This is a genomic window from Porphyrobacter sp. ULC335 (assembly GCF_025917005.1).
Lineage (GTDB): Bacteria > Pseudomonadota > Alphaproteobacteria > Sphingomonadales > Sphingomonadaceae > Erythrobacter.
Genome location: NZ_CP078091.1, coordinates 3,544,567 through 3,561,409 on the forward strand (window position 1 = coordinate 3,544,567; position 16,843 = coordinate 3,561,409).

Consider the following 16,843-nt stretch of genomic DNA (forward strand, 5'->3'; position numbering starts at 1 on the left):
AGAGAATTGCGCATGTCATCGGCTGCCGAGGAGATCCGTACCGGGCAGGTCCTGTTCGATGCGCGGCGCTTTGCCGAGGCCGTGACTGCGCTCGACCGCGCCATAGCGCTGGCCCCAGCGCGCGCGGATGCTCATAGTCTGCGCGGCCGCGCCTTGCTTGCGCTGGGACGCAAGGCCGAGGGCTTGGCCAGCGCGCTTAAGGCGACGAAGATCGACCCGGCATCGGCGCCGGCATGGATCGCGCTGGGATCGATTTTCTATACCCTGCGCCAGCACGAACTCGCGCTGAAAGCGTGGCGCAGCGCGCAGCGGCTTGCACCCGACCGGCCCGGTGTGTCGGGCCTGATCCTTCAGGCGCAAATGCTGTGCTGCGACTGGGACGGGCTGGACAGCCTTGTCGCCGCCGTGACCGCAGAGCTGGAGGCGGGCAAGGATGCGGTGCACCCTTTCTACTGGCATGCCATTGCGGATTCGCCGGAAAGCCTGCTGAAGGCGGCGCAGAACCGGCAGCGGCGTGTTGCTGCCACTCTGGCTCAACCACCCGGATTTCCGCCCCCGCAGCGTGGCGAACGCATCCGCATCGGTTATCTCTCGGGCGAACTCAATCTGGCCGCCAATGGGCTGGTCATGGCTGGCGTGTTCGACCACCACGACCGTGACAGGTTCGAGATCATCGCGTTCGACAATGGCGGCGATGACGGCACGCCTTTGCGGCAACGGATCGCGAGCGCCTTTGCGCAGGTCACCGACGTCCGAGCCCTCAGTGACGCCGAGCTGGCCGCCCGGATCCGCGCCGAGGCTGTCGACATCCTCGTCGATCTCAACGGCTATTTCGGCAAAACCCGCAGCGCCGTGCTGGGTCACCGCGCGGCCCCGGTGCAGGTCAGCTTCCTCGGCTGCCCGGCGACGAGCGGCGCGCCGCAGGTCGATTATGCCATTGCCGATGCGGTCGTCGTGCCCGAGGAAGAACGGCAATGGCACAGCGAAGCGATCGTCCACCTGCCCGATACCTATTACCCGGCCGACCGGCAGCGCGAGATCAGCGACCGGCGCTTCACCCGCACCGAATGCGGGTTGCCGGAGGATGGCTTCGTCTTTGCCTGCTTCAACCATTGCCACAAGATCCTGCCAGAGACCTTCGCCCGCTGGATGCGAATTCTGGGCGCAGTCGATGGCAGCGTGCTGTGGTTGCTCGATGCGAGCCCCGTCGCCACCGCTAACCTGCGCCAAGCTGCTCTCCGCCATGGCGTTGATCCCGCTCGGCTGGTGTTCGCGCCGCGCCTGCCGCCGGACGAGCATCTTGCCCGCCACCGCTGCGCCGATCTCGCGCTCGATAGCCTGCCCTATAATGGCCACACCACCACCACCGATGCGCTGTGGGCGGGCCTGCCGGTGCTGACTTTGGCAGGCAGCACCTGGCCGGGACGCGTGGCGGCGAGCGTGCTGCAAGCGCTGGGCCTGCCCGAACTGGTTACGGCGTCAGCGGCGGATTACGAACAGCAGGCGATCCGTCTCGCGACGCAGCCCGATGCGCTCGCCGCGGTTCGCGAGGCGCTGGCCGCCCGGCGGCTCACCGCCCCGCTGTTCGATACGGCGCGCTACACGCAGCATCTCGAATCAGCCTATCGGGCCATGCATGACCGCCGCTGCCAAGGCCTCGCGCCCGGCCCGATCACTATCGCAGCGCAATGATCGCCGGAGCCAGCGTCCGGTTCAGACAGGCTTGAGCAGTCAAGCATGGGTCTGCACCGCACCGCTCTGGCAGCAAGCGGGATAGATGCGCCATGTCTCAAAGCTTCGGATTGAAAAGCCATTGTAAAATCGTCCGACTGCACGTAGGGATAAGGCTCAGCATTATGAGGGTAAGCTAATGGACGATATCAAGACGACCGTTCCTGCCGCCGATAGCCGCAAGACCTGGGTTGAGCCTTCGATCCGCACGCTCGATATTGGCGAGACCAGCCAGTTGTCGAATCTCGGCGCAGATGTCGGTGGCAATGCCGCACCCGATTGCCAGCGCAGCTGATTGCACGCTGCGGAGTGTCCGGCGGGCCGCCGGGCACGTTGAAATGATCGCGCCTCTCGCCGCGTTATGTCGTTAGTCCGTGCCGATTGCGGCATGGCGGGCAGCCATGGCTGGTGAGGGCCTCTCGCATTTTTCAGCCAGCAACTCTCCGCCCTTGTGCCCAATGGCTGACCACCGACCCCACCGATGAAGATACTGGCTTGCAACCCAGGCCATGATGGCGCCGCCGTCTGGCTTGTGGACGGGCAGTTGGTCTTTTCCCGTGAGGCTGAGAAAGACAGCAACGCCCGCTACGCCGCGTTAGGCGAGCAGCACATTGCCGTGGCGCTTGAAGCGTTGGGCGACACCCCCGACGTGTTTTGTATGGGCGGTTATGGGCTGAACGAATCTCCTTTGACCAAGACATATCCGCATGTCGGCTATCGCGGCATCGACCCTGCAGGGATTGCGGTCGGGCAGCGCGAGATTCTCGGGAGAAGCCTGCCCTATTTCTCGTCCACCCACGAACGCTCGCATCTGCTGTGTGCATTCGGCCTGTCCGGCCTGCCCAAAGGCACGCCCTGCTATGTACTGGTGTGGGAAGGCGTCATCGGTTCCTTCTACGAGATCGACGAGGCGTTCAACTTCACACTGCTGGGCGATGTGCTGAGCCAGCCGGGCATTCGCTATGCATCCGTGTACGGGCTTGCCGACCCGACATTTCCCAAGGACCGAGCCATTGCCCGCTTCGGCGATGCCGGGAAGCTGATGGCGCTGGCATCCTATGCAACGCGCAACCAGACGACAGCAGGGGAAGAGGATTTTCTTACCTATCTGATGTCGGCTCCGGTCGTACGGCTCGATCACTATCCGGGTATCGAGCGGGCCCCCCATTACAATGTCGGCGTGGAGGACCCCGAATTCCGCAACTTCGCCGGGATCGCCAGCGACCGCATCTTCGATACCTTCTACCGCTTTGCCGAGGCCAATTTGCACAAGCGCCTGCCGCTGTTGATCGCTGGCGGGTGCGGGCTGAATTGTGACTGGAACAGCAAGTGGGCCGCCAGCGGGCTGTTCCCCCAGGTATTCGTGCCCCCGGTGGCGAATGATTCCGGTTCGGCAATCGGCACCGCCATCGACGCGCAATGGCATTTCACCGGCGACCCGACGATCCGCTGGGATGTCTATGCGGGCGACGCCTTCGACAGCAGCGGCGCAATCAAGCGGGATCACTATGACATTATCGATGGAGGGCCGGAGCAAGTGGCGGAGCTGCTCGCGCGGGGCCTGATCCTGTGCTGGGTCAATGGCCGCTACGAAATCGGCCCGCGCGCCTTGGGCAACCGCTCGATCCTGGCCGCGCCGTTCACCGACGCAACCCGCGAAAGGCTCAATGTCATCAAGCGGCGCGAACAGTTCCGCCCGATTGCCCCGGTGTGTCTGGAGGACGAGGCGGCGCGCTGGTTCGGTTGCCATGCGCCCAGCCCGCACATGCTCTACACCTTCACCGCCACCACCGACGCGCTGCGCGCCGTGACCCATGTCAACGGCAGCGCCCGCATCCAGACGGTGAGCAAGGCCAGCAATGCGCCGATGTTCGACCTGCTGACCGCCTTCAAGGCGCGCACCGGGTACGGCGTGCTGTGCAACACCTCGCTCAACTTCAACGGCAAGGGTTTCATCAACCGGATCGACGATCTGGACCGTTATGTGCGGCGGCGCGAACTGGACGGTTTCGTGCTGGAAGGCCGCGCCTATCTCCGGCGCGATGCCGAGGCGGTGAAGGCTTTGGCACCGCCCGCGCAGTAACCCAAACTAGCTGCGTGGGAGTGGGATGGCAGTAATGAGGCGTTCAAGCCGCAATTGCGCCTCGGCCAGATCGCCCTGCGGATACTCCAACCGGTAGACAACCAGATTGCGGCAGTGCTGCGCGGTAACCGGCAGGAGCGCGCTGCTCCGCCCGAGAATATCGGGGACGCGGGGACGGTGGCGGTTCTGCAAGAACGCCTCCAACGCCGCTGCGCCGCCAAGCTGCGAGGGGAGGCTCACTGTTTCCGGCTCCGCCGCCGAGAGGACGATGACTGCACCAAGGGGCGCGTATTCGACCTGCGCTTTCGCAGGGACGGCATGCAGGTCGCGCTGCACGGCCGAGGCACCCGGCAGGAAATAACTGGCAGGCAAGCCGCTTGCCATTGTCTCATCGTCCGCGACGGACAGCAGCAAGCTGTCGTCACCCAGCAGCCTTGCACCGTCCGCCAGCAACCGCTGGGCAAGGCTTGATTTTCCGATGCCGGAGGGCCCGGCAAGCGCAATGGCGCGCGTAGTCCCCGGCATGATCAACCCGGCAGCGTGGAGCACGATGCCGCCGCGCATCCACAGCAGCATCGGCAGCCCCGTGGCGACAAGCAGTGCCGAGACATCGTCGGCCCGGGCATGGGGATAGGGTTCGATCACCATTTCCCCGGCAGATCGCGCAAGATACCGCGCCACTCCCGGCACATCGAGCAGCAAGGCATCCCCGCTGCGCTGATAGGGCCCAAGGGCCAGGTCCACCGGACCGATTGCAGTGTCGCCCGCGCTGATAACGATTTCGGGCTGGCCCACACCCGGCCCCACGGGAACGGCGCCCGGAATCGCGAACATGCTGTCGATCGTGAGGCCATAGCCTCTGTACAACTGCCGCTCGCCGGTCATGCCTTCTCTATCGCCGCTCGCACAGCGGCTGTCGACCCATGCGGGCCTTGCGGAAAGCATGGCGGCTTCCCGCAAGGCGCCTTGCGCGGTATGGCACGGCATGGCCCCTGCCCGAACATGGCTGCGTAAACCCGCCCGCCTGGCCCATTTCGTGGTGCTCGGTGTGGAAGCGCTGGCGCAGATCGGAATCGTCTGGGCCACCGTGCGGCTATTGCCCTCGCGCAAGTGGCGGGGCTGGCTGCAGCCGACCGATCTTGAACAACCACCGCTGCAACTGGCGCGTGACTTGCGCCGGATCATCGCATTCCTCGGCCCTGTGCTACCGCGCCGGACGCATTGCCTGATCTGCGCGATAGCGGCACGCGTGATGCTGGCGCGGCGGGGCTATGGCTCGACCTTGTCGCTCGGGGCCGATGCCAGCCAGCCCGCCATGACCGCACATGCCTGGCTATCGGCAGCGTCGATCATCGTGACAGGCAGGGAAACCATGGCAAACTATCGGGAAGTGGCGCGGTTCTAGCGGCTGGTCGGGCGGGGGATGGCCGTCACGGCGTGGTCACGCGCCCCTGATCGCCCCACCACAGCAGAAATTCCGCCATCATCGCGGTCAGCTGCACTTCGTTGCCATGGTTCACGCTCTGCGGCCCGGTGACCGCCATTCCGGCCAGCGCCTGATCGAGCCAGTCGAGGTCCAGCCAGTCGTCGATCCCCGCCTTGCGGAACAGGGCGATGCGCTCACTCGCGGTGGATGCCTGATGTTGCAAGCGGTGGTTGTGATCGGGCGATGCGGGCATGCCGCCGCGGCGCAGACGGATCGAATCCGGCAGATGCCCCTCGAGCATGCGACGCACCACAGGTCTATCTGCGCCGCCCTGCAACAAGGTGCTGACCGGCATTCCTGCGAACAGGCGCAGCAGCCGCATATCGCGGAACGGCATCTCGATGCGCAGCCCACCCGGGTAGAACTCGGTCGGCAGGGCAAGGCCACGCTCGATGCCGGGAATGTAGCCGAACAGATCCCCCTTACCCGGCATAGCGAAGGTCGGGGCAGGCTTGGCGAGCGCTTCCGTCATGACGTCGGGCATGGCCGCCAAACGGTGCGGTGCCAGCCGGACATGGAAGGGGCCGTGCGGGGCCTGTGAAGAACCGAAGGCGCGCACTCCGCGATAGATTTGCCCTGCCCGCGCGCGAAGCCTGTCCTTCAACCCTTGCGCGGTCAGCCTGACCGTCGCCGACATTTCCCCATAGGCGCCATCGATCAAGAGCGTGGCACCATGCGCCATCGCTTTCGTCACGAGCGCATCGGTCAGAACATGGCGATTGCTGAGGGGCGGGCCGTTCTGTCCGCTCAGGATCGAAAGCGCGGGGCGATAGATATTCGCGTTTTCGCCGGGCCAGGCCTTGTAGCATTCCACGCCGATCGTCCGGGCGACGATGGCGGCATATTCTGTCTCGTCTGTCAGTCCGCTGCCGGGGGGCGCGGCGGATGTGACGGCGATCGGGTCGCGGCCAGCCGATCGCTCCTCGGCCGCCAGCCAGGCGAGGAGCGACGAATCAAGCCCGCCGCTCAGCATATGCGCGCAGCGCTGCGTGCGCGCCAGGCGGGTGGCCATAATGTGCCGCAGCAGCGCTTCAGCCTCTTCCATCAATTCGTCAAAGCTGTGGCGCGCGGGTGGCTGGGCGATCAGCACATTGGCCCGCCTCCGCATTACTGACCCTTGCGAATCGATGATGACGCTCGCGCCGCTTTCCAGCTGGCGCACACCGCGCAGCATCGTCGTGTCCCCGCGCGCCGCGCGCAAAGCCGCCCGCGCGACCGGAAACAGCAGGCCAGCCTCATCGAACCGGGTATCGACCCAATCGAGCCGGGACAGCGCGAACAGATCCGGGGCGACGGCAAGGCGCTGCCCCGACGCGGCATAGAAGAGCGGATCGCGCACGCCTGCGCTAACCATCAGCGTGACCGCGCCGTCCGGTTCGCGGTGCAGCAGCGACCATTCGCCCATCACATGCGCCGGGGCGTCATGGCCGAAGCGTTGAAGCGCAGCCTCTGCGATCCGGGCAGGCGAAGACCGCGGATCCAGGCCGAGACGCAGCGCCAGTTCGTCTGCATCCTCGATATAGCCGACAATCAGCGTTGCAGCCCCGCGCTCGTCATGGCGCGACACGGCATCGGGCGCGAAAGGATCATGACCGGCGATTGCCCATGGCGCCTTGTCCGAAGCCTCAGCCAGCCCGAGCGCGGCGATCTCGCCCGGATCGGGGGAGCCGCCATCAAGCCGGAATGACCCGTATATGCCGCTTGCGCGGGGCGTTGGGGCGCTGGTGCTGGGCATGGGACACGCACCTAACAGTCCGAAAGTCCGCGCCAAAGTCTTTTGTGTTGCGGGCCGTAGTGCCAAGACTAGAACCCGCCATGGCCATGACTCTCGATCCTGATGCGCGCTCTGCGATACGCACGGCACTGGCCCGCCAAAGCTATCGGGATGGCGATGTGCGGCTGACCGAGCCCGATCTCAAGGGAGCCCGCTGGCTCGTCAGCACGCAGAACGGCCTGTTTGCCCTTGACGAACACAGCGCGCATCTGGTTGCCCACGGCTGGTTCTTCGGACTGTGCCGGCGCGCAAATCGTGTGTTCCTGTTCGAAAACTGTGCGCGGCGCGAACGGTGGCGCCCGATGGGGCGGCTGATCGCGATGGATCTGGTGGACGGCGTTTTGACCGCACCGGTGGTGCTCGCCACAGGCCTTGATGCCAGCTGCCACCAGATTGCCTTCATCGATGATCTGCTGTGCGTGCTGGATACCGCCAATCAATGCGTGCTGCGCTTTGCGGAGGATGGCGCTGCGGTCGATGTGCAGCGCCCTTTCCCAACCGCAAGCGCGAGCGACAGCGGCGGCAACTACATGCACATCAACGCCATTGCCGAGGTGGCAGGCGGGATCGCGATCATGGCGCATAACGGAAAGCGCGTGCCGTCCCGTCCAAGCGAGTTGATCCTGCTCGACCGGCAATGGAAGGAGACCGGCCGCCACGCGCTGCCGGAGCCGGGATGCCATGATATAGCTGCCGATACCGACGGGACGCTGTGGCATTGCGCATCGGAGAGCGGCGACATCATTGACGCGAATGGTCGGCGGATTGCCGTCGCGCCGGGGCGGATGACGCGCGGCCTGTCGGTAGCGGAAGATCGCATTCTTGTGGGCGCATCGGTATTCGGCCCGCGATCTGAACGCGACCTTCTTCCCGGCAGCATCATCATGCTGGACCGTGACTTTCAAAGCGTGGCCAATATCCCCCTCGATGGGCCACCTGCGGTCATCATTGCGCTATGATGCGGGTTGGGGTTATCGTTAGCCCGTTGCGCGATAAGGAGAAACGAGCTGTTTAGCCCGATGGGTATCGAGACCGAGCCCCGCAAGGCCTTGACCGTCGGTCAGGAACTCGCGTTGCTGCGCGCCGCCTATGCGAAGCTGCCCACACCCGCGTCCCGCGGGCGTCTGACCAAGCTGCTCATGCACGATGACCGTCAAGACGAGGTGATCGCCCTGCTGGAGAATGCGCCCTCGCTCAACATTCACGAAGAATTCGATCTCGCTCACGCCTACCTGTCACGCGAAACGCGGGAGGATGACGAGAAAGCTTTCCGCGCGGCGAACCGGGCCCTCGATCTGGCGGAGAGTGATGCCGCTCGCGCGAGTGCACTGGCGATGCGCGGCAAATGCGAAACGCGCCTCGGCCAGCGTGAGCTGGCGCTTGCCACCTTGCGGCAGGCGCTGTCACTCGATCCGCACAACAAGGACGCCTGCAAGCGTATTGCCGCAATCGAAGTGGCGGCGGGTCGCAGCGATAAGGTTCTCGCGTTGACCGATGCGCTTTTCGCGCAGGGCGTGGGACATGCCCGCGTGTTCGGCGCACAGGTGCTGGCCCATGCCAAGGCAGGCGACATCGAAGCGGCCCGTCATGCCGAGGGGTTTGACCAACTCCACCAGAAGCGCACTCTCGCACCTCCACCCGGCTGGGCGTCGATTGCAGCATTCAACGCCGCACTGGCGGAGGAATTGCTCGTCCATCCCGACACCCGCTACGAACGATACGGGAGCGCCTCGGCTTTCACCTGGCGAATCGAAAACCCGTCGCGTTCCGATACGCCGCTTTTCAATGCGCTGGTGGCGCAGATCAGGGAATCGCTCGAAGAGCAGGTCGCCGCCCTTGCCGGATCAGATCACCGCTGGGCCGCATATCGGCCCGACCACGCCCGGCTGCGCATCTGGTGCGTGATTACCGAGGGCAATGGGCATGAGACGTGGCACGTGCACCAGTTCGGCTGGTTGAGCGGTGTGTACTATGTCAGCGTGCCTGATGAGATCGCGCAAGGGCAAGACCGCAAGGGATGCCTCAGCTTCGGATTACCTGACGATATTCTGGGGGCCGAGATCGCAGCAGCTTACGGAGAGCGCATTGTCCGCCCGCAAGGCGGGATGCTGCTGACTTTTCCCTCACATACCTACCACCGCACCTATCCGCACGAAGGGCAAGGCAAGCGGATCTGCGTGGCGTTCGATCTTCAGGCGTAGGGGACAGAGCACGCAGAAACGAAAAGGGGCTCCCGGTTTACCGGAAGCCCCTTTTACGAGACAGCAATGGTCTCTTGGGATTAGTTGCTGACCGGAACTTCGTTATCGTTTCCGCCCGAGCTTGCCACGACGGCCAGAACGATCGCTGCCACGGCAACGACGCCCACGACGATCGAGCCGGTTTCGCTGAGTTCACTCTCATCGCCATTCATCGGCGCAACGGCAGGAGCGAAGGCGGCTTGGGCCAGGGTCGGAGCGGCAGCGAGGGCGACAGCTGCGGCGACACCGAGCGAAACTTTTCCGAACTTCATGTTTCTTCTCCGAAAACTCTTAAGCGCTCCATACCGCCGTCGATCTAATGGTGCAACAGCAAAAAATTGGTGAATCGGCGCTAAGTGCTTGTACTGAGACAGATCGCATCCCTAAGTTGGTCAAATGCGCCTGAAACGCCAGCTAGCGGTTCCCAAAACGCATTTCAGGCTGAATTAAGCGCGTTTTGCGCCTGCTTGGCGGGGCAACCGGCCTATGATAGGGCCGCGCTTGCATCCAGACAGGTCGAGGAAAGGTGTGGGCATGGTCGGACAAGTTTGGACACGCAGCGATGATTGGGTTGGGTCCGAGATCGACGATTCCTATGTCATGGTGAACATCGACACCGGAACCTATGTCGCCCTGAACCCGACTGCGGCCGCGGTCTGGGAAGTCCTGGAGAATCCGGCAGACCAGGCGACGATCGAGCGCGTGATGTGCGAATCCTTCGCCGTTTCGCCCGAGGATTGCCACCGTTCGGTGACCGCCTTGCTCGGCCAGATGCAGGACTTGCGGCTCGTCAGCCCGGCCTGAAGGGCTGGCACCAAGGCGATGGACACACCCTTTTCCCTTGTCGCCCATCCGCCCAGACTGCTCACCGACCGCGAGGAATGTGCGCTGCTTGAGCGCGCCGTCGCCCTGCGCGAAACGCCGGCGGTGCGCGTAAAGCTTGCGCAGTTGCACAACCGGCTTGATGAATTCAGCGAGGCAATCGCCCTGCTTGATCCAAGCGGCGAGCCAGCCGACTATATTACAGCCAAGACTCTCGTTGCAGCCCTGCTGGGACGGGGCACCCGCAAGGATCTGGAGCGTGCGCTGGCAGCTTCCCGAATCGCTGAAGCGCTGACCGATAGCGACACTTCCCGCGCCGACGCCTTGACGGACCGAGCGCGGATCTTGCTGAAAGCCGGTGATGGGACGCAGGCCCTGGATGTTCTCGCGGCCGCACTGGATCTGGATCCGTCCAATGGCGATGCCTTCGCGTTGCTGGCCGGGCGGTGGCTGGCCAGAGGCGAGCCGGACCGGGCGCTGGTGCTGTGCGATACCATTGAAGCCAAGGGCGCGGGCCACATCCAGCTGCTTGGCATCCGCACACAGGCGCTGGCGCAACGCGGGGACATTCATGCAGCGCGGGAGGTTACGGGCGTGGAGCGCTTCCTCTCCCAGTCAGTCCCCCCGGCGCCCGATGGCTGGGCCGACCTGCCAAGCTTCCACGCAGCGATTGCGCAGGAACTTCTCGACAGCCCGGGCATCCGCGAAGGGCGGCATGGCACCGCTTCGATCGCGAGCCTGCGGGTCGATGAACCGGCCACAGCGACGGCGCCTGCAATGCGCGCATTGCGGCAATTAATCATTGACCATGTCCGCAAGACCATCGCCGCGCTGCCAGACGGTGATCATCCCTGGTTGCGAATTCGGCCCGCTGAGGCCCACATCGAGATGTGGTGCGTCATCACCGGCGCAGAGGGCTACGAGCGGTGGCACATGCACCCCAAGGGCTGGGCGAGCGGGGGCTACTATGTCGCGGTTCCCGAAACCGTGCAGCGCGGCAACAGCACAGCCGGTTGCCTCGAATTCGGCTTGCCTGACATGCAGATCGGACGCGAGGCTGCCGCGGCGTATGGATCAAGGCTGGTCCGGCCGCAGCCCGGCCTGCTCAACCTGTTTCCGTCGCATGCCTATCACCGCACCCATCCGCATGGCGTCGAGGGCGGGCGGCGGATTTGTGTCGCCTTTGACCTCATCCCCCATTGACCGTGGCCCTGCCCTATTGCGCCCGATTTGCGGGGCTTGACTGGACCGGCGATCTTCCGCTCGACCAGTTCGATGCGGCCCCCACCGCTGGCCCCGGCGCGATCGCAGTGTGCCGTCAACCCGCCACCCGGATCACCGCGCCCGGGCTAACGGTGGGCCGCGCCAGCATTACCGATGCGGGTGTCCGGTTCGATTGTGACGACGCGATCAGCTTCGACCTTCACGGCGGCACAGCGGTCGGCTGGGTGCCGGGGCCATCCTGGGGAGGCCGCTTGCCGGTTGCGTTCTACAGCTCGGTTGCGGCGATCACGCTGGCAATGCGCGGGATGCTGCCGCTGCATGCCTCGACCGTGGTGCTGCATGGCAAGGCGTGGCTGATCGCGGGCAATTCCGGCGCGGGCAAATCGACGCTGACCGCCGAGCTGGTGAAAGCGGGCGCTGAATTGCTGGCCGATGACCTGACCCCGCTGACCACTACGCCCCAGCCGCTCGCCTGGCGCGGGCGGCCGGCCATGCGGCTCCACCCCGAGACCTGCACGAATCTCGCCATCGAAGGCCTGCCCGAACCGACCGACGACGAACGGGGCAAGCTGCTGGTCAGGCCGTGCGCGCGCGCCGCTGACGTCGGCTGGCCCGTAGGCGGTATTCTGTTGCTGGGCCGTGCGATGGGTGAACAGGTCAGCCCGGGGGAAAAGGCGTTGGCTTACGGCTCAATCCTGTTCCGCCCCCGGATTCTTACGGCCCTGCCGAACAGGGCGAGGGTGCGTGAAAGCCTTCTGGCGCTGGCACGAACGGTTCCCATGGTGCTTCTGCCGGAGGTCCGGCAATTCGACGCGCCATCGCAAACCGAGCGGGTCGATCGGGCTCTGGAAGCGATCAGCCGCCTCTCGGCCAAAGGGACAAGGGCATGATCCTGCCTCCTGGCGGCATTGCGTGTGGACGGGGCGCATGCGACAGCGATCCGGGGGTGGCGTGACCGGATGAACCCGATTTTTGCCTTGCTGTGGAACGACCGCGCGACGGCCGACGAGACCGCGGCCCGTCTCGATGACGCGGCGTGGCGCGCTCTCGACACGCAGGCGGCCCAGCACCGTCTCCGCCCCTTGCTGTATCGGCGTGCCAGCGAAGGCGGTTGGGGCATTCCGTCTGACGTGATGTGCCAATGGCAGGGCAGCTACCAGCGCTCGGCTATGCGCGCGCTGGCGCAGAAGGGTGCCCTTGCGCGGATCGGCAGAACGTTTGGCGCGGCTGGTGTGTCTGCGGCAGTGCTCAAGGGCGGCGCTTTCATCTGGTCGGGCGTGCTCGATCCTGCCCTGCGACCGATGCGCGATCTCGACGTTCTGATCCGGCCGGACGATGCACGCGCCGCGGCCGATCTGCTGCGTTCGATCGGTTATGTTGTCGACCCGAATGACGCGCCATCGGGCAAACATCTTCCGGCGATGACCAATGGCAAGGCCGTGGTCGAGCTGCACTTGCATGTTTTTGATACGCATGATGACCGGGCAGCAACTCGCGAACGGCAATTCATCGATCGGGCCTGGATGCGGGCCGTTCCGGCAGAATTCGCTGGCATGCAGGCGCTATGCCCGACCGACACCCTGCTGCATCTGATCGTCCACGCCGTGCTGGATCACCAGTTCAACAATGGCCCTCTGCTGCTGACGGACATGACGACACTCGTGCAGCGCGGGCCAATCGACTGGGCGCTGTTTTGGGACGAAGCAGAGCGGATCGAAGCGACACGGGCGTGCCAGCTCGCGCTCGCCTTCGGGCAGCGGGTCAGCGGGCTTGCCGTGGACTGGCAGGGCCACGCGCCCGCGGATCTCGGTGACAGCCAAATGGACCAGGTCGCCCGGCTGATGATGATGGATACGGCCTATCGCTCGGCGGTGGGTTGGCCGGGACAGCTGCTGCGCCTGCCACCCTATCGCTGGCCGGCCCAGCTTGCCGCCATGGTGCAGCGCCGCCGCGGGGAGGCTGGCGAGACGGTCGCACAGAACAGCGAGCCCGGACTGGCGGCAGCGCTGCATTACGCGACCGGCGCAGAAGGGCGGTCGAAGATTGCCGACGCTGTCCGCCTCTCACTCTGGCTGCGGCGCGGCTGAACTGATCCGCAGCGGCGAGAGTGTGCCAGCCAGCGCACGCGAGTCCGTCCATGCCCGCGCCGTGATCGCGATATCGAGATATTCGCATGCAGGTGGCTGATCGACCGAGAGGCTGATCTCTCCGGCCACAAAGGCGCGCTCAAGGAAGGGCGCCGCCTGTCCGTGGCAGGCGATCGTCAGTTTCATGTCCTTGAGCTGCGATGCCGGTTGGATGTCATGCACGAGGCGCAGCGTGAATTGGCGTTGCGGATTGCTCACCAGCCGCGATACGATCACGCCGCCATTGCCCGGCTCGACATCAATCTCCAGCACGCTCGGCGTATCGCCGATCCGGGCGCGGAAACCCGGCTGGTCGGCCAGCTGCCAATCAAACGGCGGATAGGTCGATTGCCAGCTGACTTGGGCCGGCTTGGCGCCAGAGACCGCCGCGCCGCCGACACGCCGATAGATGCGTTCGGCAGATTCGAGCTGGCCGCTGCTCGCCAGCTTGGCGACGATTTTCCTGTCGAAGTCCTCGTTGGCCGTCACCATTCGCTCGCGCACCGCAGCCAGATTTTCCAGCGCCTGCTCGTCGGCGAGCGCGAAGTTTAGAAACGAGTCTTTCCACGGCAGAGGCCGTGCCAGCAGGTTGGCAAACTCGGGTACGGTCGCTTTGGTCCGGAGCGCTTCGACCAGGAGCGGGAAGAACTCCCCTTGCCGCTGCGGGTGGACGCGCAAAATCTCGTCGAGCGTGCCGATCACACCGGGGTAATCGCGGACCTTGCCCTTTTGCTCGAGAACCAGCGCCTGAAGGGCAATATCGCGCCTGGTGAGCCGGGAGGCTTGCCGGACGATCATGTCTTTTTGCTGTGCGTTCTGCTCGGACAGCGCCAGAATCACGAAGGCGCGCGCGGAGAGCGGTTCACGCCGGATCGCCTCGCGCGCGGGGTCTGCGGCGGCGCTGGCAAAGCGTGCAAGGTCTGCTTCGCCGATGCGCGAACGCAAGGTGGATTCGCCGCCGGACGGGTCGGCATCGCGGCTTGCCTGACCGGTCGTGCCAGCGGCATTGCTGATGTTGGCCACCAGCGCGTTATAGGCGACCTTCTCCTTGGCGAGACCGTTGAACGGGTAAACCGCCAGAGCAAGCTCGGGCGCGTTCCGCAGGCTTGCGCTGCTGAGGGCGTGCGCTCCCGATAGAAGAGCGAGCGGGATGGCCAGCAGGCTGGCAAGGATCAACCTGCCCTTCCCGGGCCGCGAGCTCATCCGAAGGCTCCGTCAACCTTCACTTCGCCTTCGGTTCCCTCGCCGCATCGGACTCCGACCCGTAGCCGTATCCATATCCGTAGCCATAACCGTAGCCATAGCCGACATTGTCGGCGTTCAGCTTGGTGACGATCGCGCCATAGACCTGCGCGCCCGTGCGCGTCAGGCGGTGGATGGCGTTCTCAATGGCCCTGATCTTGATCCGGTCGGACTCGATCACGTAGACCACGCCGTCGACCGCACGCGACAGCTCCACCGCGTCAGCAAGGGACAGCATCGGCGCACTGTCGATCAGGATCATGTCGTAACGCAGCCGCGCCTCGGCCAGCAGCTCCCTGAAGCGATGACCGGCGAGCAGTTCGACCGGGTTCGGCGGGGTGTGGCCGTGGGGGATGAAATCGAACCCGAAGTCCTCGATCGTGCTCACCTGTTCATCCAGACTGGACGAATTATTGGTCAAAAGCGCAACCAGTCCGCCCTTGTTCTCCAGTTCTTCGCCGATCAGGCTCTGCATCCGCGAATTGCGCAGGTCCGCATCGATCAGCAGGGTCTTTTTGCCGAGATGCACGAAGCTTGTCGCCAGCGCGAGACAGGAAATGCTCTTGCCTTCTGAGGGCACGGAGGACGCAATCATCAGCACCTGCGGCGCACCTTGCGGCGTCAGGAAGGTGAGATTGGTCCTTGCCGACTTGTATGCCTCGCTGACCTCCGAGGAACGCGTCATGATCTCGCTGCGCATATCCTCGGCAGAGGATTTGGGAATGAGGCCGAGCACGGGCAGGCCAAGACGGCGCGTGACGTCCTGCGGATCCTTGACCGTCTGGCTCAGCAAGACGCGAAGGTAGACCAAGCCAACAGCCAGAACGATGCCGGACGCGAGGGCGATGAGCAGGTTCTGCACAAGGTTCGGGGAATAGGGCACCTGCGGGGCATCAGCCTGATCGATCAGCTCGATATTGTTCTGGCCGGCACCGGACGCTTCAAGCTCCTTGAAGCGCTGCAGCAGCGCGTCGTATAGCTGCCGGTTCGTATCGACCTCGCGCTTGAGAATGCCATACTGGATGGTCAATTCCTGCTGGCCGAGGAAGCTTCCCTTCGCTTGTTCGAGCTTGGCCCGCAATTCCCGTTCGCGGGCTGCTGCCGAGCGCAAAGCCGCGCGGGAATCCGCCGACAGGGAGGACTTCAGAGAAGCGACTTCGGCTTCTTTTTCCAACAAAGGTGGAAACTTCGGCCCGAAGTTTGAGCGCAAGCTGGCGAGCTCGGCTTCTTTCCTCGCCAGTTCCGCCTTCAGGGAACTGCGCGGATCCTGCGCGGGGAAATCGCCCGTCATCTGCGACGCTTCGGCCGTGATGCGATCAGTCACCGCCGCGGCCAGAGCTTCGTTCAGCGCCGTCAGATCGGACGCGATCAATGTCTGCGTCGCGGTTTCCGATCCGGTTTCGTTGCCGGCCGCTTCAAGCACAAGGATTCCGTTCGCGTTGGCATATTGGACCAGCTCCCGCTCGGAGATGGACAGCCGCTCGCGCAGTTCGGCGATCTGCTTGCTCAGGAAATCACGCGCTTCGATGTTTGCGCCGAACCGCTTTTCGTAATTGGCCTTGATGAATTCCGCAGCCCAGAGGTTGGCGACCTTGGCCGATACCGCGGGGGACGAACTTGAAAATTCGATGTCGACGAGGCTGGACTGCTCGATCGGCGAAATCGATATGCCTTCAAGCAGGGCATTCTGGATGTCTTTATCAGTAACCCCCTGCGCCTGATCGAGGCCGACAGCGGCGATGAAGGCTTCATCCCGAAGCAGGTTGCCGGCATCGGCCACCCGCGCCGCCATGAACTTTGATGACAAGAGCTCGTATTGCGTCGTCAGGTACTGAAGTGCCGAGACCCGCGTGTCGCTCTTCACACTGTCGACCGACGTCACATTCGTCGTGATCTGCGACACCTCGATGCGCGAGCTTGCGCGATAGAGCGAGGTTGCAAGCAGGGTTGCAATAAGGCCGACCAGCAGCGCGGCCGCCACGATCCCGAGCAACCAGTAACGCAGGGCGCGCGCCTCGATCCAGTAGCGTTCGAGATCAAGGTGGAAGCCCTGCTCGTCGTCCGCAGACATGGCCTCATCGGCATCTCCGTTGGAGCTTGCCCGGAAGTTTGCGT

15 protein-coding genes are annotated in these 16,843 nt (G+C 64.5%); 10 read left to right on the plus strand and 5 right to left on the minus strand.

Annotation, left to right across the window (positions count from 1 at the left end; all coding sequences use genetic code 11):
- Positions 1-12 precede the first annotated feature (12 nt).
- The 3 genes from KVF90_RS16990 to KVF90_RS17000 all read left to right on the plus strand — a co-directional run bounded on the left by KVF90_RS16990 (position 13) and on the right by KVF90_RS17000 (position 3,814).
- The gene (locus KVF90_RS16990) at positions 13-1,692 is read left to right on the plus strand and encodes a tetratricopeptide repeat protein (protein ID WP_264392730.1); all 1,680 of its coding nucleotides are present in this window, start codon (positions 13-15) and stop codon (positions 1,690-1,692) included.
- Between the two features lie 178 nt (positions 1,693-1,870).
- On the plus strand, positions 1,871-2,026 hold the full coding sequence (locus tag KVF90_RS16995) for a hypothetical protein (RefSeq protein ID WP_264392731.1): 156 nt from the start codon (positions 1,871-1,873) through the stop codon (positions 2,024-2,026).
- A gap of 393 nt (positions 2,027-2,419) precedes the next feature.
- Positions 2,420-3,814 carry a carbamoyltransferase C-terminal domain-containing protein gene (locus KVF90_RS17000; RefSeq protein ID WP_264392732.1) on the plus strand — a complete coding sequence of 465 codons (1,395 nt, stop codon included), beginning with the start codon at positions 2,420-2,422 and terminating at the stop codon, positions 3,812-3,814.
- A gap of 6 nt (positions 3,815-3,820) precedes the next feature.
- On the opposite strand, the gene KVF90_RS17005 is transcribed toward KVF90_RS17000, so the two are convergent.
- Positions 3,821-4,699 carry a hypothetical protein gene (locus KVF90_RS17005; protein ID WP_264392733.1) on the minus strand — a complete coding sequence of 293 codons (879 nt, stop codon included), beginning with the start codon at positions 4,697-4,699 and terminating at the stop codon, positions 3,821-3,823.
- A 100-nt stretch (positions 4,700-4,799) separates the two neighbouring features.
- Here KVF90_RS17005 and KVF90_RS17010 point away from each other — a divergent pair, with 100 nt between their 5' ends.
- A complete protein-coding gene (locus KVF90_RS17010; protein ID WP_264392734.1) occupies positions 4,800-5,219 on the plus strand; it encodes a lasso peptide biosynthesis B2 protein in 420 nt (139 codons plus the stop codon).
- Between the two features lie 25 nt (positions 5,220-5,244).
- On the opposite strand, the gene KVF90_RS17015 is transcribed toward KVF90_RS17010, so the two are convergent.
- The gene (locus tag KVF90_RS17015) at positions 5,245-7,035 is read right to left on the minus strand and encodes an asparagine synthase-related protein (protein WP_264392735.1); all 1,791 of its coding nucleotides are present in this window, start codon (positions 7,033-7,035) and stop codon (positions 5,245-5,247) included.
- A gap of 80 nt (positions 7,036-7,115) precedes the next feature.
- On the opposite strand from KVF90_RS17015, the gene KVF90_RS17020 reads away from it, so the two are divergent.
- Positions 7,116-8,033 (plus strand): hypothetical protein, encoded by a 918-nt coding sequence (locus KVF90_RS17020; protein WP_264392736.1) that lies wholly within the window; start codon positions 7,116-7,118, stop codon positions 8,031-8,033.
- Positions 8,034-8,093: 60 nt separating this feature from the next.
- Positions 8,094-9,275 (plus strand): putative 2OG-Fe(II) oxygenase, encoded by a 1,182-nt coding sequence (locus KVF90_RS17025; protein ID WP_264392737.1) that lies wholly within the window; start codon positions 8,094-8,096, stop codon positions 9,273-9,275.
- A gap of 80 nt (positions 9,276-9,355) precedes the next feature.
- On the opposite strand, the gene KVF90_RS17030 is transcribed toward KVF90_RS17025, so the two are convergent.
- Entirely contained in the window at positions 9,356-9,586 is a 231-nt protein-coding gene (locus tag KVF90_RS17030; protein ID WP_264392738.1) for a hypothetical protein, read from the minus strand.
- 262 nt (positions 9,587-9,848) lie between these two features.
- Between KVF90_RS17030 and KVF90_RS17035 the strand changes: the two genes are divergently transcribed.
- The 4 genes from KVF90_RS17035 (at position 9,849) to KVF90_RS17050 (ending at position 13,447) form a co-directional block, all read left to right on the plus strand.
- Positions 9,849-10,118, plus strand: coding sequence for a PqqD family protein (locus KVF90_RS17035; RefSeq protein ID WP_264392739.1), 270 nt, complete (start codon positions 9,849-9,851; stop codon positions 10,116-10,118).
- An 18-nt stretch (positions 10,119-10,136) separates the two neighbouring features.
- Complete coding sequence (locus tag KVF90_RS17040) at positions 10,137-11,339, plus strand: 2OG-Fe(II) oxygenase family protein (protein WP_264392740.1); 1,203 nt, start codon at positions 10,137-10,139, stop codon at positions 11,337-11,339.
- On the plus strand, positions 11,336-12,250 hold the full coding sequence (locus KVF90_RS17045; RefSeq protein ID WP_264392741.1) for a hypothetical protein: 915 nt from the start codon (positions 11,336-11,338) through the stop codon (positions 12,248-12,250). The genes KVF90_RS17040 and KVF90_RS17045 overlap by 4 nt, the downstream gene beginning before the upstream one ends.
- Positions 12,251-12,319: 69 nt before the next feature.
- Positions 12,320-13,447, plus strand: coding sequence for a nucleotidyltransferase family protein (locus KVF90_RS17050; protein ID WP_264392742.1), 1,128 nt, complete (start codon positions 12,320-12,322; stop codon positions 13,445-13,447).
- Here KVF90_RS17050 and KVF90_RS17055 read toward each other — a convergent pair.
- On the minus strand, positions 13,424-14,689 hold the full coding sequence (locus tag KVF90_RS17055) for a hypothetical protein (RefSeq protein WP_264392743.1): 1,266 nt from the start codon (positions 14,687-14,689) through the stop codon (positions 13,424-13,426). The two genes, KVF90_RS17050 and KVF90_RS17055, sit on opposite strands and share 24 nt — an antisense overlap.
- Before the next feature lie 19 nt (positions 14,690-14,708).
- Positions 14,709-16,709, minus strand: coding sequence for a GumC family protein (locus tag KVF90_RS17060; RefSeq protein WP_264392744.1), 2,001 nt, complete (start codon positions 16,707-16,709; stop codon positions 14,709-14,711).
- Between the last annotated feature and the right edge of the window lie 134 nt (positions 16,710-16,843).